Annotated in this window: 22 protein-coding genes and 1 pseudogene; 21 read left to right on the forward strand and 2 right to left on the reverse strand. The window is 40.7% G+C overall.

Annotation, left to right across the window (positions count from 1 at the left end):
• Positions 1-2: 2 nt before the first annotated feature.
• Positions 3-896 (forward strand): annotated as a pseudogene (locus tag O3793_RS03135) (oligosaccharide flippase family protein); the annotation flags it as partial.
• Between the two features lie 37 nt (positions 897-933).
• Here the strand turns inward: O3793_RS03135 and O3793_RS03140 are convergent.
• Positions 934-1,032, reverse strand: a complete 99-nt coding sequence (locus tag O3793_RS03140; RefSeq protein ID WP_371445600.1) for a hypothetical protein — start codon at positions 1,030-1,032, stop codon at positions 934-936.
• Here O3793_RS03140 and O3793_RS03145 point away from each other — a divergent pair.
• From O3793_RS03145 to O3793_RS03215, 15 genes are all read left to right on the forward strand, one after another.
• Complete coding sequence (locus tag O3793_RS03145; RefSeq protein WP_371445602.1) at positions 999-1,595, forward strand: polysaccharide biosynthesis C-terminal domain-containing protein; 597 nt, start codon at positions 999-1,001, stop codon at positions 1,593-1,595. The genes O3793_RS03140 and O3793_RS03145 overlap by 34 nt on opposite strands.
• A complete protein-coding gene (locus tag O3793_RS03150) occupies positions 1,582-1,857 on the forward strand; it encodes an RNA-binding S4 domain-containing protein (protein ID WP_048782159.1) in 276 nt (91 codons plus the stop codon). The genes O3793_RS03145 and O3793_RS03150 overlap by 14 nt, the downstream gene beginning before the upstream one ends.
• A 142-nt stretch (positions 1,858-1,999) precedes the next feature.
• Positions 2,000-2,707 carry an MgtC/SapB family protein gene (locus O3793_RS03155; RefSeq protein WP_371445569.1) on the forward strand — a complete coding sequence of 236 codons (708 nt, stop codon included), beginning with the start codon at positions 2,000-2,002 and terminating at the stop codon, positions 2,705-2,707.
• Between the two features lie 482 nt (positions 2,708-3,189).
• On the forward strand, positions 3,190-3,534 hold the full coding sequence (locus tag O3793_RS03160; RefSeq protein ID WP_371445570.1) for a septum formation initiator family protein: 345 nt from the start codon (positions 3,190-3,192) through the stop codon (positions 3,532-3,534).
• A 68-nt stretch (positions 3,535-3,602) separates the two neighbouring features.
• Positions 3,603-4,094 (forward strand): S1 domain-containing RNA-binding protein, encoded by a 492-nt coding sequence (locus O3793_RS03165; protein ID WP_371445572.1) that lies wholly within the window; start codon positions 3,603-3,605, stop codon positions 4,092-4,094.
• Positions 4,095-4,156: 62 nt separating this feature from the next.
• On the forward strand, positions 4,157-5,530 hold the full coding sequence (tilS, locus tag O3793_RS03170) for a tRNA lysidine(34) synthetase TilS (RefSeq protein ID WP_371445574.1): 1,374 nt from the start codon (positions 4,157-4,159) through the stop codon (positions 5,528-5,530).
• Positions 5,517-6,059 (forward strand): hypoxanthine phosphoribosyltransferase, encoded by a 543-nt coding sequence (gene hpt, locus O3793_RS03175; protein WP_048711725.1) that lies wholly within the window; start codon positions 5,517-5,519, stop codon positions 6,057-6,059. The genes tilS and hpt overlap by 14 nt, the downstream gene beginning before the upstream one ends.
• A gap of 101 nt (positions 6,060-6,160) precedes the next feature.
• Complete coding sequence (gene ftsH, locus O3793_RS03180; RefSeq protein WP_371445577.1) at positions 6,161-8,266, forward strand: ATP-dependent zinc metalloprotease FtsH; 2,106 nt, start codon at positions 6,161-6,163, stop codon at positions 8,264-8,266.
• A 63-nt stretch (positions 8,267-8,329) separates the two neighbouring features.
• Entirely contained in the window at positions 8,330-9,232 is a 903-nt protein-coding gene (gene hslO / locus O3793_RS03185) for an Hsp33 family molecular chaperone HslO (RefSeq protein ID WP_285251542.1), read from the forward strand.
• Between the two features lie 131 nt (positions 9,233-9,363).
• Positions 9,364-9,957: a hypothetical protein gene (locus O3793_RS03190; protein WP_371445580.1), complete on the forward strand. Its 594-nt coding sequence runs from the start codon at positions 9,364-9,366 to the stop codon at positions 9,955-9,957.
• 153 nt (positions 9,958-10,110) lie between these two features.
• The gene (locus O3793_RS03195) at positions 10,111-10,947 is read left to right on the forward strand and encodes a hypothetical protein (protein WP_371445582.1); all 837 of its coding nucleotides are present in this window, start codon (positions 10,111-10,113) and stop codon (positions 10,945-10,947) included.
• Between the two features lie 54 nt (positions 10,948-11,001).
• The gene (locus O3793_RS03200) at positions 11,002-11,979 is read left to right on the forward strand and encodes a hypothetical protein (RefSeq protein ID WP_371445584.1); all 978 of its coding nucleotides are present in this window, start codon (positions 11,002-11,004) and stop codon (positions 11,977-11,979) included.
• Between the two features lie 27 nt (positions 11,980-12,006).
• Entirely contained in the window at positions 12,007-12,972 is a 966-nt protein-coding gene (locus tag O3793_RS03205) for a hypothetical protein (RefSeq protein ID WP_371445585.1), read from the forward strand.
• Positions 12,973-13,192: 220 nt separating this feature from the next.
• A complete protein-coding gene (locus O3793_RS03210) occupies positions 13,193-13,942 on the forward strand; it encodes an SDR family oxidoreductase (protein ID WP_048711709.1) in 750 nt (249 codons plus the stop codon).
• Between the two features lie 46 nt (positions 13,943-13,988).
• Entirely contained in the window at positions 13,989-14,927 is a 939-nt protein-coding gene (locus tag O3793_RS03215) for a 2-keto-3-deoxygluconate permease (RefSeq protein ID WP_371445588.1), read from the forward strand.
• A gap of 294 nt (positions 14,928-15,221) precedes the next feature.
• Here O3793_RS03215 and cysK read toward each other — a convergent pair whose 3' ends face one another.
• Entirely contained in the window at positions 15,222-16,148 is a 927-nt protein-coding gene (cysK, locus tag O3793_RS03220; RefSeq protein WP_371445590.1) for a cysteine synthase A, read from the reverse strand.
• Between the two features lie 274 nt (positions 16,149-16,422).
• Between cysK and O3793_RS03225 the strand changes: the two genes are divergently transcribed.
• The 5 genes from O3793_RS03225 to O3793_RS03245 all read left to right on the forward strand — a co-directional run.
• Entirely contained in the window at positions 16,423-17,715 is a 1,293-nt protein-coding gene (locus O3793_RS03225) for a uracil-xanthine permease family protein (protein ID WP_371445592.1), read from the forward strand.
• Positions 17,716-18,025: 310 nt separating this feature from the next.
• Entirely contained in the window at positions 18,026-18,784 is a 759-nt protein-coding gene (locus O3793_RS03230; RefSeq protein ID WP_371445593.1) for a DeoR/GlpR family DNA-binding transcription regulator, read from the forward strand.
• Positions 18,785-18,799: 15 nt separating this feature from the next.
• Positions 18,800-19,717, forward strand: a complete 918-nt coding sequence (gene pfkB / locus O3793_RS03235) for a 1-phosphofructokinase (RefSeq protein WP_371445595.1) — start codon at positions 18,800-18,802, stop codon at positions 19,715-19,717.
• Between the two features lie 17 nt (positions 19,718-19,734).
• The gene (locus O3793_RS03240; RefSeq protein WP_371445596.1) at positions 19,735-21,690 is read left to right on the forward strand and encodes a fructose-specific PTS transporter subunit EIIC; all 1,956 of its coding nucleotides are present in this window, start codon (positions 19,735-19,737) and stop codon (positions 21,688-21,690) included.
• A 182-nt stretch (positions 21,691-21,872) separates the two neighbouring features.
• A partial coding sequence (locus O3793_RS03245; RefSeq protein WP_371445598.1) for an Ig-like domain-containing protein occupies positions 21,873-23,204 on the forward strand: 1,332 nt, incomplete at its 3' end.

The raw sequence follows: 23,204 nt of genomic DNA on the forward strand, positions 1-23,204 counted from the left end.
TGATGCAAGGGGCGATTGCGCTCTCGATTGCCGCGTTTATTGCTAAGATTTTAAGCGCGGTGTACCGAGTTCCTTTCCAAAACATGGTAGGTAACACCGGTTTCTATGTATACCAACAGGTGTATCCTATTTATGGAATCGGCATGACCTTTGCGTTAACGGGATTCCCGGTATTCGTGTCCAATGTAGTCGCGGAATACTTGGAGTCGACACATTTAAAGAAATTATTGAAGCAGCTATTCGTGATCGCAAGCCTCGTCGGAGTGGGGATTTTTGCCTTCCTCCATTTGGGGGCTGGAATGATTGCTCACTGGATGGGTGACGTAGAACTCTTGCCAGTCGTTCAAAGCGTATCGTGGATGTTTCTATTGATGCCGTTTCTGGTCATCACAAGGGGTTATTTCCAAGGAAGCTTTCGAATGATGCCGACTGCCATTTCACAAGTGGTGGAGCAGGTCGTTCGTGTCGCGGTGATTCTCTTCGTGGCGAGTCTATTTGGCAGCGCGATTTCAGACTACTACACGATGGGCACATGGGCGATGTCGAGTGCGACGATTGCGGCCGTGTTTGCGATTCTCGTGATGCTGTATTATGTAGTTAAAGAAACAAAAGATCCACTCGACGGCTTGACGATTACGCCTGTAGAAATGGAAGTACCGACATTTGGACATCTCTTTAAACGCTTTGCCTTTGAAGGAGGAACCATCTGTCTACTCAGTTCGATTTTAGTCTTGTTCCAATTGGTGGATTCGTTCTCTGTGTATAATGTATTAACTACTCAAGGAATGCTTCCGGAAGTCGCAAAAGACCTCAAAGGTATTTACGATAGAGGGCAGCCGCTTGTTCAATTAGGAATGGTCGTCGGAGTCGGATTTTCATCCAGCTATATGCCGATGTTATCACGTGCCTTTAAGAAAGAGCATGACTTGGAATTTAAGAGACTGTCAACATCACTTCTTCGTATGACGATGACCTTCTCGGTAGTTGCAACGATGGGGATGATTGCCATCTTGCCGTGGTTAAATACCGCACTCTTTGGAGATGCGCAGGGGCAGGCAGTGCTCCTTGTCTACGTCACTAGTATTTTCTTTGCATCTGTGATTATGTCGCTGCACGGCATTTTCCAAAGTCAGCATCAATATCCCAAAACGCTACTAGCACTCACAGCAGGGCTCGCAGTGAAAGCTGGTACGAACTACTTATTCGTAGCGATGTTTGGAACGCTTGGAGCTAGCCTTGCCACAGCGCTGGGTCTTTGCGTGATGATGGTTGTGATGATGGCTTTTGCAAAAGAGATTATGATTAGTGTCCTACGTGACGGAAACTTTATGCAGTTACTGGCAGGCATTGCGCTTGGCATGACAGTCATTGTTTCGGTATTATCATACGGAGCATGGCATTTTGCAGGGTTGCAGGATTTCAGAACGATGGCCTTTGTCTTTTCAATCGTCTTTGCCGTTATAGGAGTGGTGATTTTCCTGGCAGGAACGATGAAATGGAATTTATTCACCAAACGCGAATGGGTTCTAATTCCAAAAGGGAAGACCTTATTACGTAAATTTAGTAGAAAAGAGGAAAATGATGAGACTCGATAAGTTTTTAAAAGTATCACGATTAATTAAACGTCGTACGGTTGCGAAAGAAGTAGCCGACAAGGGACGTGTGTTTATTAATGATAAAGTGGCGAAATCTTCAACAGACGTTAAAGTCGGAGATAAAATCGCAATTCAATTCGGGAACAAACATGTCTTAGTCCAAGTTGAAGCATTGATGGACTCAACGAGAAAAGAAGACGCTAAGGAAATGTTCACGATTCTAGAAGAAAAGCTCATTAAAGAAGAACCGCTAGAATTATAATGAAGGGGAGAATACGGCAAGTTTGTCGTATTCTTTTTTTATGTAGTCGTCTATTTGTTTTGAATGCGTTTTCTGTTGACAAAAAAATAAAAAAAGAGTAAGATAAATAGTGCTTTTTTAAAAGAAATAAGGAGGGAAAACCGTGGATTTAAATGCAATCAATATACTACAACCATTTAACGCAATGATAGAATTGCGTCATTTTTTGGCGATTTTAATTTCATGTGTTTGTGGACTTGCCATCGGTTATGAACGTACCTCCAGAAATAAACAAGCAGGGGTTAAGACCCACATGATCGTGGCACTCACTTCTTGCTTAATGATGATTATATCAAAGGAAGCCTTCGTTGATACACCGCATTACGATACAGCGCGTGTGGCCGCTCAAGTGGTCAGCGGTATCAGCTTTATCGGTGGGGGGATCATCTTCATGCGTGAAAAACGCGTGAGTGGACTGACCACCGCTTCAGGAATTTGGGCAACCGCTGGGATTGGTCTTGCGATTGGCGGAGGATTCTGGTTCTTCGGTTCCCTTTGCGCAGCGATTATTGTCATCGTCCAAAAGTTAGCGTATCAACCAATCTTGCAAGGAAAACAACGTCAGGTAAATATTTACTGTGAGATTCCAGACCCAACCATTGTGCAGTCGATTTATAATTACTGCCACTTTGAAGATTATCAATCGATTCAAGTCGAAGCGCGCGAACTCGATGGCGAAAAATATGAGCTAGTAATTCGCATTCATAATGACGAAGAAATCATTATCGAAAACTTGAAAAACTACATTCGCGAAACGGAAAATCAAGTGGTCATTAAACGCGTGAAACTCCGTACCGAAGATGTAAACTAGGAAGATAACTAGGAAACGTCACTTTTCTGTGGCTGTTCATGGTAACACAAAAAAATATAAATTTATAAATTGCGCAAAAAATGATTCCGCAAGACTAACGGATTCTATAATAACAGTAATGTGATATGCATCGAATGTGAATTACGCGGAGTAGGGCTTGTACCTTACTCCGCGTTTGAAGCTTCGAAGGTGAGAGACGGAAGGCTCGAACCGGTGCAACATTACAGTTATTATGAAGACATCCGTTAGGAAAAGCGGAATCATTTTTTGATTTCAAAGCAAGTTTACAAAAATTTATAAAAAATCTTAGTGTAACCATGGACGATGAGCGTCATTCTTGTTATACTCAGTTTGTATAAGTAAAAAAGGAGACAATTAAGGTGACGCAAGAAACACAACAAAGAAATTCGAATGTAATTTCAATGAACAACAAGTTAAAACAGAAAAAACCTTCTACTCCCGTTTTCAAGAGTCACTCACTAATGACTAAATTGATTTTAGTTGGTGTGATTGCCATTTCGGGGTCAATGATTGTCGGGATTGGGAACCAATTTAGCCAAGCAAATCAATTAGATCAAAAAATTGAACAAGCGAAGGCTGAAAAAGAAGTTGCTGAAAAGCAAAAAGAATCGTTAACACAGCAAGTGGAACTTCTTCAAAGCGATGAATATATCGCAAAACTTGCACGTAGTGAATATTATTTAAGCAAAACTGGAGAAATCATCTTCAGCACGCCAAATGACACTGCAGAGCATAAAGCGCAACAAGCAAAAGAAGAAGTCGAACAAGGGGAAACTGTTGTTAAGGTGACAACTCAAAACCGTTAGGCAATGAATCTTTTTGATACGTCAAGCGTGTATCGGAAAGGAAATAATGAAGGAGGAACGCTTTTTATATGTCAATCGAAGTAGGAAACGTAATCCCTGGTAAAGTTACTGGAATTACAAATTTTGGAGTTTTTGTGGATTTAGGAGATCGTAAGACAGGTCTTGTTCACATCAGCGAGGTGTCTGATTCATACATTCAAGATATCAAAGAAGTTTTAAAAGTTGGAGACGAGGTTAAAGTAAAAGTCATGACGATTGCGGACGATGGCAAAATTAGCCTTTCAATTCGTCGTGCCGTTGATAAACCAAAAGAAGATTCTTCTGACAAACCACGTGCAAAGAAACCTTTCACACCGCGTAATGACTCTCAAGACTTTAAGAAAAACCGCTCTGCTGGCAGAACTTCAGCTCCATACGAAAAGAAATCTCCTTCGCAAGCAAAAGCAACAGATTTCGATTCTCTAATGAGTTCCTTCTTGAAAGACTCTGAAGACCGTTTAACTTCATTGAAACGTAACACTGAAGGGAAACGTGGGGGCCGTGGCGGTCGCCGTTCATAATGAAACCATCAATCTCTTCTGGTGAAAACTGGAGGAGATTTTTTGACAGAAAGGAGAGGCCAATGCAACATCAACTAACAGCGTTTTTTAGAAGAAATGTAGAAAACTATACTGAGAAAAAATATGTGCTTGCCGTATCCGGAGGCGTCGATTCGATGGTTCTTTTGAATGCGATGATCACTCTATTTGGAGACGATGCAAAAGATCGACTCGTAGTGGCCCATGTGAATTATGGACTGAGAGCGCAAGCCGTGGATGAGGAGCAACTCGTTCATCGTTTTTGCAAGCTGCATCAAATTCCAATCGAGACAAAGCATTGGCAAGAAGCAGAGGACGTAACAGCTTCTGAAAAATCCTTACGCGATTTTAGATATGATTTCTTCCGCGCAGTGACGAAAAAGCATGAGGCGGACTATTTAGTATTGGCCCATCACCAAGATGACCAATTGGAGACCGTTTTGATGAAATGGTCGCGTGGAAGTACGCTGGAAGGTCTTTCTGGAATGAAGGAAAAACGTTACGTAAAAGAGTTGAACATTTTACGCCCTTTCTTATCTTATGAGAAAAAAGAACTCTATCAAGAGGCTAAGAAATATGACGTTCCTTATTTAGAAGATGAATCGAATGAATCAGATGACTATACAAGAAATAGATATCGTCATCATGTGATTCCATTTTTAAAAGAGGAAAATCCAAATGCCGGAAGCCATTTCCAAAAGAGTGCGCAGATGATTGCGGATGCTGTGGCGTGCTTGATGCCGATATTAGAAGAAAAACAAGAACAGCTCTTCCAAAAAGGAAAGAAAAAAGTCACATTCCATCGCGAAGCTTTCCTAAAAGAACCAATCGAAATGCAACGGTTGCTCTTGCAACAAGTACTGATGCAAATGGACACAACGATTTCTGTGGTGCAGATGGAGCAAATCTTAGAAAAGGTTGATTCCGACAAGGCGCAACTTACACTGGACCTTTCAAATGGATGGAGGTTTAAGAAACGTTACGAGGAATGTTCGTTTGAAAAGGGACGTCAAAAAGTCGTTCCAAATATCGAATATATATTGGAAAAACCGGAAGATACCTTAATTCGTCCAAATGAAGATGAGCAAATCTTGCTCACTACAGGAAAGACGGCTTCCGAGTTTACTATTCCTGTCTATCCAAAGGACTTCCCGCTGACGATTCGTCATGCAAAACCAGGAGACAAGATTGCGCTAGATTCTAGTGAAACCAAGCATCAAAAACTCTCAAGATGGTTTATCAATGCGAAGATTCCACTCGAAGAACGCAAGGAAATTTGGGTGTTGGAAGACGCCTCGAAAAAAATTCGCGCAATTTTGGGCTATCGCTATGCCAAACCGTTGTCCTTTGAAGAGGAAACTGGTAAAATGATTCTATCTTACGAAAACAAAACGAGGTGCACACATGTTAAAAAATGATATGTCAGAAATTTTAGTATCTGAAGAACAATTACAAGAAACAATCAAGAAATTAGGTGCTACGTTAGCGGAAGATTACCGCGGTAAAGATCCGTTAGTCATTTGTATTCTTAAGGGTGCTATTTTCTTTATGGCAGATTTAGTCCGCGCAATGGACTGCAACTTAGAAATTGATTTCATGGATGTATCTAGTTATGGAAATGAATTCGAATCAAGCGGCGAAGTACGTATCTTAAAAGACTTAGGTCAAAGCGTTAAAGATCGTCATGTTATTATCGTTGAAGATATTATCGATACAGGCCGTACTTTAAAACACGTGGTTGAATTATTAAAACACCGCCAAGCAGCAAGTGTAAAAGTGGTGACTTTATTAGATAAGCCAGAACGTCGCGAAGAAGCCATCGAAGCAGATTATGTTGGTGTTCAAGTTCCTAACAAATTTGTTGTAGGATACGGATTAGACTTCAAACAATTCTACCGTAACTTACCATGTATCGGTGTTTTAAAACCTGAATTCTACGAAGATTAAGAAAGAGTTAAACTATTCGTCAATAAAAGTCAAATATGTTATGATAGAACGGTAGTCAAGTAAACTATCGTTCTTCTTTTATAAGAAGATGGGGAGGCAAAATGAATAATAATAACAATCGATCAATATTAAGATCTAGCTTACTGTATATCTTGATTTTCGGTGCCATTGTCATTTTTGTTGGAATGTTTAACGGGGATCAAAAAGGTCCTATAGCAGATATTTCATACACAGAATTTATGCAAAGTCTGAAAAGTGGCGAAATTAAAGATATTAAGATGCAATATTCGAATTCTGTATATACTATTACTGGGGAATATACAAATCCGAAAGAGCAAACAACAGAAGAAGCTAAAAACAAAAATGGCTTATCTATTTTTGATAACCGTACAACAAAGAGCACAAACTTCAAAACAACAGTCTTACCAAACGACTCAACGATTAAAGAAATCAATGAAGCGGCTCAAGCTAAAAATACAAAGGTTGAAACTTTACCAGAAAGTTCAACAGGCGTATGGATTTCTGTATTATTACAAGTCATATTACCACTTGGGGTATTAGGATTCTTACTTTATACAATGTTTATGAGCCAAGGTGGCCAAGGCGGACGTAACAATCCGATGAACTTCGGTAAGAGCCGTGCGACAAATCAAAAGAAACAAAACGTAAAAGTGCGCTTCTCTGATGTAGCCGGTGCTGAAGAAGAAAAACAAGAGCTTGTGGAAGTAGTGGAATTCTTAAAAGACCCACGTAAATTTACAGCGCTTGGTGCTCGTATTCCTGCAGGGGTACTTCTTGAGGGCCCTCCAGGGACAGGTAAAACCCTTCTTGCCAAAGCCGTTGCCGGTGAAGCAAACGTACCATTCTTCTCGATTTCAGGTTCTGAATTCGTAGAAATGTTCGTAGGGGTTGGGGCAAGCCGTGTTCGTGACTTATTCGAAAACGCGAAGAAAAATGCTCCAGCAATTATCTTTATCGACGAAATCGATGCCGTTGGTCGTCAACGTGGTGCCGGAATGGGTGGCGGACACGACGAACGTGAACAAACATTAAACCAATTACTAGTTGAAATGGACGGGTTCGAAGGAACTGAGGGAATTATCGTGATTGCCGCAACGAACCGTTCAGACGTATTAGACCCAGCCTTACTTCGTCCAGGGCGTTTTGACCGTCAAATCTTAGTAGGTCGTCCAGACGTGAAAGGCCGTGAAGCGATTCTAAAAGTACACGCCCGCAATAAGAAGCTTGCAAAAGACGTGGACTTAAAAGTAATCGCGCAACAAACTCCAGGATTCTCTGGGGCAGAGCTTGAAAACTTATTAAACGAAGCAGCTTTAGTAGCGGCTCGTCGTGATAAAAATGCTATCGACGCATTAGACGTGGATGAAGCACATGACCGTGTAATCGCTGGTCCAGCTAAGAGAGACCGTGCAATCAGTAAGAAAGAACGCGAAATGGTGGCTTACCACGAAGCAGGTCATACAATCGTTGGTATGGTCTTAAGCGATGCGCGTGTGGTTCATAAAGTAACGATTGTCCCTCGTGGACGCGCTGGCGGATATGCAATCATGCTTCCAAAAGAAGATCGTTTCTTAATGACAAAAGAAGAATTGTTCGAACAAGTAGTTGGACTTCTTGGTGGTCGTGCTGCTGAAGAATTTATCTTTGGCGTGAAGACAACAGGAGCATCTAACGACTTTGAACAAGCAACTGGTATCGTTCGAAGCATGATTACAGAGTACGGAATGGTGGACGAATTAGGAACTGTTCAATACGAAGGAAATCATCAAGTATTTATCGGACGTGACTATGGTCAAACAAAAGGTTACTCAGATCAAGTGGCGTTTGAAATCGACAATGCAGTACGTCGTATCATGAAAGAAGCGCATGAAAAAGCACTTCAAATTCTTGAAGAACATAAAGACCAATTAGAATTAATTGCTCAAAAACTTCTAGAATTAGAAACATTAGACGAACGTACAATTAAATCACTTTTCGAAACAGGTGAAATGCCAGCTCCAATCGCGGAAGATGAATATCCAAGCGAAACAGAAGCGGCAAGTTTTGAAGAAACGAAAAAAGCCTTAGCAAAACGCGATGCGGAACAAGCAGAAGGCAAAGAGGTTCCAGAAGAACATGAAGAAGTCGAAGTAGCAGATGTTACTGAGGCTCCAAGCGAATTCGAAGGACCAACAGAAAACGAATAACACAAAGGATAGGGGAGCTGAGGCTGTTGTCACAGCTCTTTTCCTTTAAAAAAGGAGAGACAAATGGCAGATTCATTATTAAAAGTATTAGCGTTCAATGATGAGGTCAAAGCTGTTGCTATGGTTGCTACAGATGCAATCGCAGAAGCGCAACGCAGACACGACACTTGGAGTTCTGCAACAGCAGCACTTGGTCGTACAATCATCGGAACACAATTATTAGCAAGTAGCTTAAAAGGCGACGAACGCATTACGGTTCAAGTGAACGGGGATGGCCCTGGTGGAAAAATCATGGCCGATGCAAATGGTCGTGGGGAAATGCGTGGTTATATCACGAACCCTCATGTGAGCCTAGAGTTAAACGACAAAGGAAAATTAGATGTCCGTGGTGTCGTTGGTACAAATGGTACGATTACCGTCATCAAAGACTTAAATATGAGAGAACCATTCTCTGGTCAAGTGCCAATCGTGGACGGGGAACTCGGAATGGACTTCACGTATTACTTAGCAGTCTCTGAACAAATTAATGGGGCTGTTGGGGTATCGGTTCTTGTGAATCCAGATGAAACGGTTCGTGCAGCAGGTGGTTTCATGATTCAATTATTACCAGGGGCGAGCGAAGCGACGATTTCAGAAATCGAACGTCGTATTAGCGAAATTCCAATGGTTTCAAAATTGATTGACCAACAAGAACAACCACGCGATATTTTAAACCGATTACTTGGCGAAGAAAACATTCGTGAGTTAGAAGAGATGCCTGTGAAATTCCATTGTGGATGCACGCGTGAACGTTTCAGAGCAGGTTTGATGTCGATTGGGGTAGATGACTTACAACACTTGATTGACGAAGACCATGGCGCAGAAGTTGTGTGTCATTTCTGCGGTGAGAAATATCATTTCGACGAAGCAGAATTACAAGGCTTAATTGATGAAATTAAAGCCAAACGCGAAGAGGCAGACGCTTAATCGTTAAGGTGTAAGAGAGTGAGAAGGGGTGATTCCATTCTTCTCACTCTTTTTGTGTTTTCAGCCGTTAAAGCTATACAAATAAAGAAAAACTTAGTATAATACATACATAATACAGATGGGGTGTATAGATGGTTAAACGAATTTTTGCTCGAATGAAAGGTTATTTATTGTTATTTGCAGGGAGTATCGCTCTCTTAGCAATTACTCTAATGCTTGATTTTAAAACATTTGAACAATTTAATTTTTACCGAGATGTCGATGTTTGGACACATCCAATCCTCTTATTCCAACTAACGATGGTCGCAATCGTTCTCCTGATGCTAGGGCAAGTCATCGGATTATCGGTGAAATATTATTTCGCATTTAAGAAATTAGATGCGCTCTTCCCAAATAACGAGTGGGAACGAAAAGACTTTAAGGAAAAAGCAGACTATGTCGATGAAAAATTCGAAGCGATGATCGTAAAAGAAGTGCTCATCTTTTACGGAAGTCATTTTACAGTGATTCTGCTAAAAGAATTAAAAGAAATTCATCTATACCGTACGAGTACAGGTCGCCGTGTGTATTATGGAATTAAGTTCATGTTTAAGAAAAAAAGACGTTCCTTTATTCCAAATACGTATGGAAAGACTCTAGAAGACGGATATCGTCTCGTTCGAAAGGTGAATTACTTCGTCCCAGTTAAAATTAAGGACGATTGGAAAAATGTCAATAGAAAGTAGGAAATAAAGGTGCATAAAGGGTATGTGCGAAGAACAATCTTTCTCTGGGGGTCCTCTCTCATTTGGGTTCTGTTAGGGATTTTCTTTTTTTCTGGAACCGTGAAAGGATACATAGGAGGAGAGTCGCTCTATAAGGCAGGAGATATTTATCATTTGAATGATGCAGGAACTTCTGTTGCGATTCGGGTGTTGGATATTGATTCAGAACCGCTGACTTACGATGGAAAAGAATATTACTTAGTAAAACATGAAAAAGGAGTTACGCCACTTCAAGCGAAGGCTAAAGACATTCAACAGTTGTTGGATTTGAAAAAAGCGAATCCAAATGACTGGGAGCCTTTAAAACAAGAGAATATTTATTTAAATGTTCGAGTGACGCCGGAAGTAACAAAGGGGCGTAGAGGGAGTAAGATCGTCCATATATCGTCAGTATTGAAGGAAGCCATTATCAGACAATATCAGAAGGGAACGCTCTTGCCGACAGAAGACGCTATACCGCTGGACTTCCTTCATTATTTAACCCTTACATCCTCTACAAATCGTTTATTCGAAACGGTAGTGACACTCTTTGTGTTTCTAATAGCGTTAGTATTCTTTTACGCTAGCTATAAACGAGTACTTTCATTGAAGGAACAATACGAAGTGTTTGATAAAGAGTTTCCGCGATACGCAGGGCAGATGAAAGTCTTAGCAACGGAGGCAGATTATCATGACCCTAAACTAAAAATACTAGTGAAGGATCATAAATTAGTTTGCTATAATAACGATTTTAGAGTGATTCAGTTGCGGGAAGTACGAAATGCTGAAGTTCGTCTCCAAGAGTTAAAAAGAAGTATCTCTTATTCCATCGATTTTGGATTTGGTGGGAATAAAAAAGTAACCATTCAATTGAAGAATCGTCCAGTGAACATTCGCCAATTAGTGGAGTATCTAAATAAAAAAGAAAGAACCAAAATATCGCTACCGTATCAATGGTATCAATGGTATTAGGTATATGGTTCATAGAAGATGAATCAATGATTTTAATAGAAAGTAGGGTGCAAAATGCATAAAGGGTATGGAAGAAGAACAGGACCGATATGGGTTGTAGTAGCAATAATGGCTGTAGTGATGGTGATCATTGCACGTGCGGGATTCAAATCATTCCAGAGCGCGGAAGACTTATACAAAGCCAATGAAGTTTACTATGTAAACGATAAAGGTTCATCAGTCGCCATTAAAGTAATGGATATCGACCCAGAACCGCTCGTGTTAAATGGACACCACTATTATTTGGTGAAACATGAACGAGGCGTTGCGGTTTTCGAGGCAAAATCTGATGAATTGAAAACTGTCTTGGAAGCAAAGAAAGCTGCCGGAAACGCAGAGAATGCACTCGAAGCGTCTAATCTTTATTTGAGTGTGCGTGTAACACCAGAGAAAAGTAAAGGGAAAGGGTCAAACGTCAAGGTGAATGTGACACCTGAGATGAAAGATGCCTTTTACAAGAAATACAAAGAGAGCCCGCTGTATTCAGAAAATGCTAAAACGAAAATCGATGAATCCAGAATCTTGAAGTTAACCACTTCTAAGGATCAATGGGGAGATTCGGCAATGACGTTTGTTATGCTTGCCATCGTGCTTGGGCTTATCGGATTCCAAATCTATCAAACACGTCGCTTGAAGGCGCAGTATGCACGTTTTGATGCGTACTTCCCTGATTATGCGAACAATATGAAGCAGTTGCTGGATGATGCAGAATATGTCGATCCAAAACTCAAAATCCTTGTGATGGAAGGGATTCTAGTGAGCTACGACATTAACTTTACAGTCATCGACTTATCAGAAGTCAGCAAGGCATATCTCGTGTTTGAGAACAGAAGAAAAGGCGGCATGAGGGTTCATTTGCGTTTTGAATATGCAAATAAGAAATACGATTCGATTCTCTTTAGAAGACAATTATTACGTCTCAAAGATCTTGTGGAATATTTAAACGAAGAATACAATTTAGGATTGAAAGTGGATTTTAGACTCCTAGGATAAGAAATAGAAATTGAAGGTGGAATATTTTTGAATAAAGGGATATTTAGAAGAACATGGGGGATATGGATTCTTACCGTCCTGTTAGGATTAACAGTGGTGGTGATAGGATTTTTAGCGTCGTATGGTTTTATGAGCGGGCGTGAATTATACGAGCAGGGAGTCATTTATGAAATGGAAACTGATGCATCGTCCACTTCGATTAAAGTATTAGATATTGACCCAAAGCCTCTTGAGATAGACGATGAAACATATTATTTAGTGAAACACAATCATGGAGTGTCGTTCTTAAGAACAGATGCTTCTGAAATTAAACAAATTCTAGAATTTAAAGAGGCGCTTTCTGAGAAAACGAACGCACTCGCCTCGTCAGACTTCTACTTGAATATACGTGTAGTTAATGAGAAGGAGAAACGTGGGAGATCCAGCGTTCAAACGAATATTACACCGGAAATGAAGGAAGCCTTTGAACAGAAATTCAAACTTAGCCCACTTTCAGTGCAGGCGCCTCTCGATAAATTGGACCTAAAGCATTTTTTAACCATTACGGATAGTGCGGCAAGGTTTGTCGATATCGTGATGTTCATCGTAGCCGTTGTGTTTTTTGTCATTGTATTCGCTTGGCAAATCATTCGCGTTCGTCGCATCAAAAAACATTACGCTCGTTTTGATGTGCTTTTCCCTGACTACCAATATGATATGAAACGGTTATTAGATGATGCGGAGTATTTGGATGAAAAACTTGGCGTACTTGTCAAAGACGGAATTTTAGTTTCTTATGGAACTGAGTTCAGGGTAGTGGACTTAGAAGAAGCAGTCAGCGCGTCCGTTTTTCGTCAAAAATCAAAATGGGGTGGAAAGTTCAATTTTACATTCTTCTATGAAGGTCGTAAGAAACAAGAAGAAGTCCCTCTTGGTGATTTACAGGACAACGTCGTTGATCTAGTCCATTATTTGAGAGAAGTTTGCTCATATAATGTTTATATTCAATTTTAAAAAAATAAAAATTTTTTATGGTACACAAAACAGTCTACGATTTATTTGTAGGCTGTTTTTGTTTGCAGAAACCTTTTGATACTGCGGTTTTTGGGAGTGTGGCGGAACATATAGTTCATCAAAAATATGTTAAAAAGTTAACAAATGTTAACCATAAAAAGAGTCGAAACTTCATTGTTTAGTGATAGAATGAACATATCAAATCAAAGGACGTGATCTAATGGATTTCACAGGTAAAGTTGCCATTGTCACTGGTGGGGCAAATGGTATTGGTAAAGAAATCGTTCGCGGTATCGTTAACGGCGGCGGTTTTGTAGTCATTGCAGATATTAACGAGGCTGCAGCAAATAAAACAGTTGAAGAGTTCGGACCAGAACACACAAGCTTCAAATACATGGATTTAGGAAATCATGAATCTATCGTAAAAAGCATGAACGAAATTTTAGCAGAACGCAAAGTAGACATCTTAGTGAACTGCGCTGGGGTTATTAGTGCAAAACCATTCGACCAATTAACATATGAAGAATGGGAAAGAACTATCCGCATCAATCTTTCAGGATGCTTCTCAACAATCAGCACAATTTTCCCACACTTTATCGAAAACAAAGGTGGACGTATCGTAAACGTATCTTCAGTTGCCGCTAAACTCGGTGGTGGACTTTTAGGTACTGCCGCTTACGCTTCTTCTAAAGCTGGTTTAAATGGTTTAACAAAAGCCGTTGCTAAAGAAGGCGGTAAATACAATATCGCATGTAATGCTGTATGTCCTTCATTCACTCGTACAGATATGACAACAGTATTATCAGAAGATAAAGAAAAGAGCCAAAAAGTTATCAGCATGATTCCTCTTGGACGTCGTGCAGAACCTACTGAAATCGCTCAAATGATTCTCTTCTTCGCAAGCGACCTTGCAAGCTTCGTTACAGGGGAAATCGGTGACTGCGATGGCGGTATCACATTAGATGGCTGATTTTAGCTAGAGTCTTATTCCAAATCAGAGAAGGATTGTGAACAGTATGAAAAAGATTAAAATTCCTGGGGATACAATCATTATTCCAATGTTTATTGGATGTGTGATTAATACGTTTTTCCCTCAAGTATTACAAATTGGTGGATTTACCACTCCAATCGTGAAAGGTGCTGGACCACTTGTTGGGGCATTCCTCTTCATTATCGGGGGTACCATTTCTCTTAAAAACACACCAAAAGCCGTTGGACGTGGGGCAGCGATTATTTTAGCGAAAATTGCGGTATCTGTAGTCTTAGGGTTATTGGTTGCGAAAGTATTCAATGACAACTTCCTCGGACTTAGCGCAGTTGCCGTTATCGGTGCCATTTCAGTAGCCAATAACGCTATGTATGCGGGTATTGTAGATGTATACGGGGATGAAATCGATGCTGGTGCCGTTGGGATTACAACATTAAGTGTTGGACCAATGGTAACAATGGCCGTATTAAGTAGTGCCGGCCTTGCAAACATCTCAATTTGGAACTTAGTCGGAACTGTATTGCCACTAGTTTTAGGGATTGCGTTAGGAAATGCCTTCCCATACATGAAGAAAGTTCTTTCAAACGGTATTACAGCCATCATTATCGTCGTTGGTTTCTGTTTAGGGGCTAACATGAGCTTTGGCCAAATCCTTGAAGGTGGTTTACCTGGTATTTTACTAGGGGTGATCACTACAGCTGTCGGCGGTATTGCATCAATCGCTGCAGACCGCTTAACAGGTGGTAACGGGGTTGCCGGTGCTGCCATCTCAAGTACAGCAGCCAGCGCTATCGCTACCCCAGCTGCACTTTCAGCAGTGGATGCTTCATTCAAAGGAATCGAAGCAACAGCAACGACTCAAATTACAGCTTCAGTAATCGTAACAGCAATCTTAACTCCAATCTTAACAGCGTATATTGCTAAGAAATTCGGAAACAAAAAAGAAGCTGAGGCACAAGAAGCTTAATCGAATTTAAAAGTGAAACCACCTTGGAAAAAATTTCCAAGGTGGTTTTTGTTTTACCTTGAGTGTAACAATTATGTTACGTAACAAAATTGTTACACTCAAAAAGTTGAGTTGTATCAAAAATGATACGTATCAAAATTGATACAAAAAGAGTAGAGTGTATCATGCATGATACATCTGGATTCAAAACGTCTTTTAGCTGAATTTTCGTACAAAAAAAGAACCTCAAATACTGAATTCAAAAGATTGCAATAAAGTATCTGAGACTCTTCTCTTATTATTTTTTACAATGAATTACGCTTCACCGAAAATGCCTGTTGAAAGGTAGCGTTCACCTGTATCTGGTAATAGAACTACAACAGATTTGCCTTTTCCTAAGCGTTTTGCCACACGTAGAGCTGCAGTGACAGCAGCTCCAGAAGAAATACCAGCAAGGATACCTTCTTTAGCAGCTAAGTTTTTCGCAGTTTCGATGGCATCGTCACTTGAAACAAGTTCAAAGCCGTCGATGACATCGCGGTCGATAATGCTTGGCTCAAAACCAGCAGAGATTCCTTGGATGCGGTGTTTTCCTTTTTGCCCTTTAGAAATGAATGGTGCTTCTTCAGGTTCAACTCCGATGATTTCTACGTCTTTGTTCACTTCTTTTAACGCACGGCCAACACCTGTAATCGTACCACCAGTACCGATACCACTGATGTAAGCGTCTGGTGTTTTTCCGTCGAAGGCTTTAATGATTTCTTGCCCAGTTGTTTGATAGTGGATAGCTGGGTTTGCTTCGTTGTCAAATTGACGTGCCCAGAAGTAGCCAGGTTGTGCCGCTAATTCTTCTGCTTTAGCAACGGCAGCACCGAATCCGTCCGCAGCAGGCGTTAATAAGACTTCTGTGCCGTATGCTTTCATTAATTGACGGCGTTCGATAGACATAGATTCAGGCATAATTGTGATGACTTTGTATCCTTTGGCAGCGCCGATTAATGAAAGTCCTACACCTGTATTTCCACTTGTTGCTTCGATGATTGTGTCGCCAGGTTTTAGGCTACCATCTTTCTCAGCTGTTTCGATGATGTTTAAAGCGATACGATCTTTGACAGATCCACCGGCGTTAAACGACTCGACTTTTACATATACATCTGCAGAATCGTCTGAAACTAAACGACGTAGTTTCACAAGGGGAGTGTTCCCGATTAATTCTGTGATAGTTTCTACTGATTTGACCATAAATGATCCCTCCATAAAGTTAGACTGGGCAACTTTAAGGGTTGCTTGTTACCATTGTAACTGGGATTGGTAATGGGGACAATACTTTTGTTAAAAAAAACAGAAAAAAGTATAGAAAATCCAATTTAGGTGTGATACACTATCTGCTAGCAAGGGCTTTTAAACTCATCCAGAGAGGTGAGAAAGGCTAAGATCAAGTTTATTAGACTAGCCCTACGCTAAAAAAAACATAGGGCTTTTTGTGTGCACAAAAACGCCCGGAAAAGAGGGTAAAATGGAGTTACAAACTTCAAAAGTCGATCTGTTGTTAGATGTGGATCAAAAACCGGAGCTCGTGCCTGGGCTGTTCTTGAGTTTGCAGCACGTGTTTGCGATGTTTGGTGCCACTGTTTTAGTGCCGTTAATATTGGGGATGCCAGTATCGGTTGCTTTATTTGCGTCAGGATTAGGAACACTAATCTATATGGTTGCGACGCAGTTTAAAGTACCTGTTTACTTGGGATCCTCTTTTGCTTTTATTACGGCTATGCAATTCGCGATGGCACAAATGGAAGGGAAACCAGATGCTGCGCAAACAGGGGTTGTGTTAGTCGGACTACTCTATGTGGTTGTAGCCTTATTTGTCAAATTCTTAGGAACGAATTGGATTAATCGACTCTTACCGCCAATCGTCATTGGACCAATGATTATCGTCATCGGTCTAGGTCTTGCCAATAGCGCGGTAACGAACGCCGGATTTGTAAAAGATGGTGACTGGAAGCCAATGTTCGTTGCGGTCGTAACATTCCTCATCACAGCAATCATTAATACAAAAGCAAAAGGGTTCTTGAAAATCATTCCATTCCTATTTGGGATTATCGGTGGATATATCGTGGCCATCTTCTTTGGACTAGTAGATTTCACAAAAGTCATTGAAGCACAATGGATTGCGTTGCCAGAATTATACTTGCCATTCAATACAAACGGATTATTCCATCAATATCACTTATACTTCGGGCCTGAAACATGGGCGCTTCTGCCAGTAGCTGTTGTAACGATTGCTGAACATATCGGGGACCACACCGTATTAAGTGAAATCTGCGGACGTCAATTCTTGAAAGACCCAGGCTTACACCGCACGCTGATTGGGGATGGGGTGGCAACAGCCGTATCTGCCTTCTTAGGAGGACCTGCCAATACAACTTACGGTGAAAACACAGGGGTTGTAGGGTTGACACGTATCGCATCGGTATCGGTGATTCGTAATGCAGCACTGATTGCGATTGGATTCAGCTTCTTTGGTAAATTCACAGCACTGATTCGTACGATTCCAAATGCAGTGCTTGGTGGAATGGCAATTCTCTTATACGGGGTTATTGCGTCAAACGGGTTGAAAGTATTAATCGAAAAACAAGTGGACTTCAGACAAGTACGAAATCTCATTATCGCAAGCTCAATGTTAGTTCTTGGACTTGGTGCAGCAGTGCTTGAAGTAGGACCTGTCACTTTATCAGGGACAGCGCTTTGTGCGATTGCTGGAATCGTCTTAAACTTAATCTTGCCACACGAAAAAACGGAAGAAAAATAATTAAAACGTTAGCGAACAATAAGAGCGTCAGAGGAATCTCTGGCGTTTTTTTAATGTCTTAATAAAGAGGGTTCGAATATATAAAAAATAGTATAGAAAGAATACTGCCGGAATTATTCAGAAAATATCTCAAATAGTGTAATTTCTTCTTTCATAAAGCACGTAAATTACTTGCACCGGTTGCTATATAATTTTATATTATATAAGGAATGTAATTATTTGTATAAATTATATTATATACATATGGAAGTTTTTGACCGTTTAAAGGCCGGATTTCCAACGAATATTTGTCGATTGTAGGAGGAGCTTTATGCTTACTGAAAAACGTAGAAGAATCATTTTGGACTTATTAGAAAAGGAAGATACAGTACACCTGAAAGACTTAATGGCAGCGCTGGGTGCTTCTGAATCGACAGTTCGTCGTGACCTTTCTTTATTAGAAGAGGAAGGAACGCTGATTCGTGTACACGGTGGAGCTAAACGCGTCTATTCAAAAGAGTATGAACCAACTATAAAAGAAAAGGAACGTTCAAATCGACGTGAGAAGGAATGCATTGGTCGTTATGCGGCGTCGCTTGTGACAAAAGGTGAAACGATTTACATGGATGCGGGGACGACAACGCTTCGCATGATTCCACATTTAGAAGGAAAGGATGTCACTGTCATTACAAACGGCGTGCAACAAGCACACTTATTAGCGGACTATGGCATTAAAACGGTGCTCCTTGGCGGACAAGTTAAAACGGAAACGAGCGCGGTTGTGGGGACTCTTGCGCAAAACCAATTACGCGAGTATTTCTTCAAAAAAGCGTTCCTTGGAATGAACGGTGTCGATTTAAGCTATGGCTATACGACTCCAGACGAAGAAGAAGCAACGATTAAAAAAATTGCGATTAATAAGAGTAATCAGGCGTATGTTTTGGCCGATTCGAGCAAATTTGCTAAAGTAAGTCTCTGTAAGGTTGCGGATTTTCATCAAGTAACCATGGTCACAAACACGACGAAGGAGCAAGCCGACTTACGTTACCGTATGGCCGGAAGCATTCGTCTTGTTGAAATGGACGCATAATAAAGGAGAGATAGCATGATTTATACGATTACGTTTAACCCAGCGATTGACCTTGTTGTTAAAGTTCCAAACTGCGAACTTGGCACCTTAAACCGTTCTGTAGAAGAAAACTACGTGGCAGGTGGAAAAGGCATTAATATGTCTGTCATCTTGAAACGATTAGGCTTCGACAATACAGCAACAGGTTTCTTGGCAGGTTTCTCAGGGAACTTCATTAAAGAAGCGTTGCAAGCAGAAGGAATTCAAACGAACTTCATCGAAATCGACGGAGTTACGCGTATTAATTTGAAATTAAAGAGTACCGAAGAAACGGAAATCAACGCTAATGGGCCAGTCGTATCCAAAGAAGATTTCGCTCGTTTGGTACAGTATTTTGAAACAAACTTGCAATTGGGCGATGTGGTATTCTTAGCCGGAAATGCCGGTAATGGGATGGATCACTCTGCATACACAACGATTGCAAAATTGTGCGATGATAAAGGCGTTAAACTAGTATTAGACACAACAAAAGAGTTATTAACGAAATGTCTTCCATATCACCCATTCATTATCAAACCAAACCATCATGAGTTAGGGGAGATTTTCGGAGTGACAATCGAGACAGAAGAACAAATTGTCGATTATGCGAAAAAACTCCAAGATATGGGGGCACGAAATGTATTGATTTCTCGTGGGGGTGACGGCGCAATGCTCCTTAGTGAAACCGGTGAAGTCTATACATCGAATGTTCCAAAAGGAAAATTAGTCAACTCAGTTGGAGCAGGAGACTCAATGCTTTCAGGCTTTATGGCGAAATTTATTGAAACCAAAGATTACGCAGCGAGCTTGAAACAAGGAGCCGCTACAGGAAGTGCGACAGCCTTCTCTGTAGGAATTGCAGAAAAATCATTTATCGAAGAGTTATTACCACAAGTAGTGGTTACAAAACTGTAAGCGTAAAGGAGTAGAAGATGAAATTATCAGATTTATTTATTAAAGAAGCGATGGACTTATCGCTAAAAACAACAACAAAATCAGAAACGTTAGCACACTTAGCAGGGAACTTTGCTAGCCTTGGTAAAGTGAGCGATGTGGATGCTTACGTTGCTGCACTTGAAGCTCGTGAAGCTCAATCAACAACAGGGGTCGGTGACGAAATCGCCATTCCTCACGCGCAACACGAATCCATCACAGAAGCTGCGATTGTTTTCGGACGTAGCGAACAAGGAATCGAGTGGGAATCCTTCGACGGACAGCCTGCAAAACTCATCTTCATGATTGCAGCTCCTGCAGGTGGCGGAGGCGAGCATTTGCAAGCCTTAGCAAAACTATCTTCAGTATTAATGAACCCTGAAGCAAAAGCAGCTCTTCTTCAAGCAGGAAGTGCGGATGAAGTTGTTGAAGTCTTCAAGAAATTCGAAGAACCTCAAGAAGAAGCAGTTGAAGAAGTAACAGAGGAAGCAACTCCTTCAAACGAAGACGTGTATGTATTAGCGGTAACAGCCTGTCCAACAGGAATCGCGCATACTTTCATGGCTGAAGAAAAATTAAAACAAGCAGGTAAAGCGGCTGGTTACAAGATTAAAGTTGAAACGAACGGACAATCAGGAATCGGCAACCGTTTAACAAAAGAAGATATCTCCCGTGCAACAGCGATTATCGTTGCAGCAGACAAACAAGTTGAAATGGCTCGTTTTGACGGTAAGCCAGTCATCATCACAAAAGTAGCGGATGGAATTAATAAAGCAGATGAATTAGTAGCACGTGCTGCGAAAGCAGATGCTCCAATTTACCATGCTGGTGAAGATGCAGGTGCAACAGACGAAAGCGTAGAGGGCGAATCATTAGGTCGTCAATTCTACAAACACTTAATGAACGGGGTATCACACATGCTACCATTCGTAGTAGCTGGTGGGATTTTAATCGCAGTTTCATTCTTCTGGGGAATTACTTCCTTTGATGTGAAAGATCCAAGTTATAATCCAATTGCTGAAGCGATTTTCCGTATGGGTAAATTAGCCTTCGCGATGATGCTTCCAATGTTAGCTGGTTTCATCGGTCAATCAATGGCGGATCGCCCAGGTTTAGTTGTTGGTTTCATGGGTGGGGTGTTTGCAAACCCTGCGGTATTAACGGACTTTGCAACAGGCGGAGTATTCGCTGAAGGGTATGTTTCTTCAGGATTCCTTGGCGCATTAGTAGCCGGTTTCTTAGCAGGCGGAATTATCGCATTCCTTAAATGGGCATTCTCATGGTTACCAAAACCATTAGAAGGATTAAAACCAATCTTCCTATTCCCAGTGTTTGGTGTATTAATCATGGGTCTTTTAATGTTATTCGTGATTAACGGACCAATGGGAGCTGTTATGAACGGTTTAATCAACTTCTTGGCAAATGTTCCTCGTGAACTTGGAATCGTATTAGGATTCTTAGTCGGTGCAATGATGTCGATTGATATGGGTGGTCCAATTAATAAGGCGGCTTATGTAACAGGGACAGCCTTAGTCACAAGTGCTGGAGCAGCTGGTTCAGACGTAATGGCGGCTGTAATGGTCGGCGGTATGGTACCACCACTTGCAATCGCAATTGCAGCAACTATCAATAAAAACTTATTTACAGAAGCAGAACGTAACAGTGCGTACGTGAACTACGTAATGGGGGCAGCCTTCATTACAGAAGGAGCGATTCCTTTCGCAGCAGCTCGTCCATTACAAGTTATCCCACCATTAGCATTTGCTTCAGGTGTAGCTGGTGCCTTATCAATGGCATTTGGCCTTGTTAGCCGTGTTCCTCACGGTGGATTATTCGCAGCGTTTGTTAACGGGGTATCAAATCCATTAGTATTCATTGCTATCTGGATTTTCTGTGGTGTCATCGGAGCGTTATTGTTAAACGTGACACTTTCTAAAGCAAACAAAGCTAAATAAATGAATTTGAATTTCGGCTCCTAGGGTTTTCCTAGGAGTCTTTTTTGTGATAAACCATTTCCTTCATATTACAAATGTTAATAAATGGTAACTTTTCCGAGAATTAAATTTAAAAAGTTGCACCTGAAAGGAAGCTAGTATATACTGAAAAGTGTTTTCAAAAAAATAGTGGAGGGAAAAACATGAAAAAGGTATTCTATTTATTTTTAGGAATCTTAACAGTATTCCTTATTTTGGGAGGTTTGAAAAGTCCGGCAGTATCGGCGAAGGAAGTAGCACTCAATGTGACAAAACAAGTAGTGACACCAGCAAAATCTCCAGCAGATCAATATACAGATATTAGCGTGGAAATGAATTTTGGAGTTCCATCAACAGCCGCTAAGGGCGATACGACGGTAATTAAGTTGCCAGACAACTTGAAATTTATTGAAAATCAAACATTTAAAATTACAAATGATGCAGGTGATGTGATTGCAGATGCGGTCATTAATCGTGATACAAAAACCATTACATTAACGTATACAGATTTTGTTGAAAAACGTTCAGACATTACAGGTAATTTAAAATTTGCAGTACGTGTAGATATTGCAGAACAACATGAAAACACAAAAATTCCAGTAAAATTAACAATCGACAAACAAACAAAAACAGTCGGTGAATTTAATTATGTATTTGTCCCAGGAGACTTAAATAAAGAGTTCGACAAAGTGAGCTGGGGAACAAAAAAAGCAGAAGACGGCAGTATTACTCGTACGTATGAATTACGTGTGAATGCGTCAAAACAAGCATTTTCAGATGCTATCGTAACAGACCAATTGCAAACAGACGGTATGGAATATGTCCCAACAAGTGTGAAAGTGTATAAAGGTGTCTGGGCCGAAGGAAATGACGGAAAACTTGCCTTGAAGAATAGACAGCTTGTGACTGATAAAGAAGTGACTTTTGCAGCAGATAACAAGAGCTTTACAGTAAAATTAGGCGAAGTTGCTCAATCAGAGGGCTACTTAATTGAGTATCAAGTGCGTGTTCCTTATGCGCCAGCTTCAGGGGAAACATTCGTGAACTACGCAAGCTTAGATGCAAACAAAACACGTATTGATGCAAAAGAATCACCATATGTATATCAAACAGCTAGTGGTTCAGCGGATGGTTACACATTTGAAATTGTGATCGATAAAAAAGGGGACGATGGTTCAGCTTTAGCAAACGCTGAATTTGACGTTATCCGTAAAGCAACTGGTAAATCTGTTGGTAAATTAGTTACAGGAGCAGATGGTACTGCAAAAGTATCCAACTTATTACGCGATGAATACATTATTCGTGAAACAAAAGCTCCTTCAGGATTCCAACTGTTAGAAAATGATGTAGTCGTAAATGCAGCAGATTTTGATGCAAGTAAAGTAGCTCGTAAGGAAATTGTCAATAAAGCAGAGACAACGACAACAACTACTACGACAACAACTACTACAACGACGACAGAAGCTCCAACGACAAGTACGACTACAACGGAAGCA

The organism is Granulicatella sp. 20925_1_28 (assembly GCF_041433575.1).
Taxonomy (GTDB): Bacteria; Bacillota; Bacilli; order Lactobacillales; family Aerococcaceae; genus Granulicatella.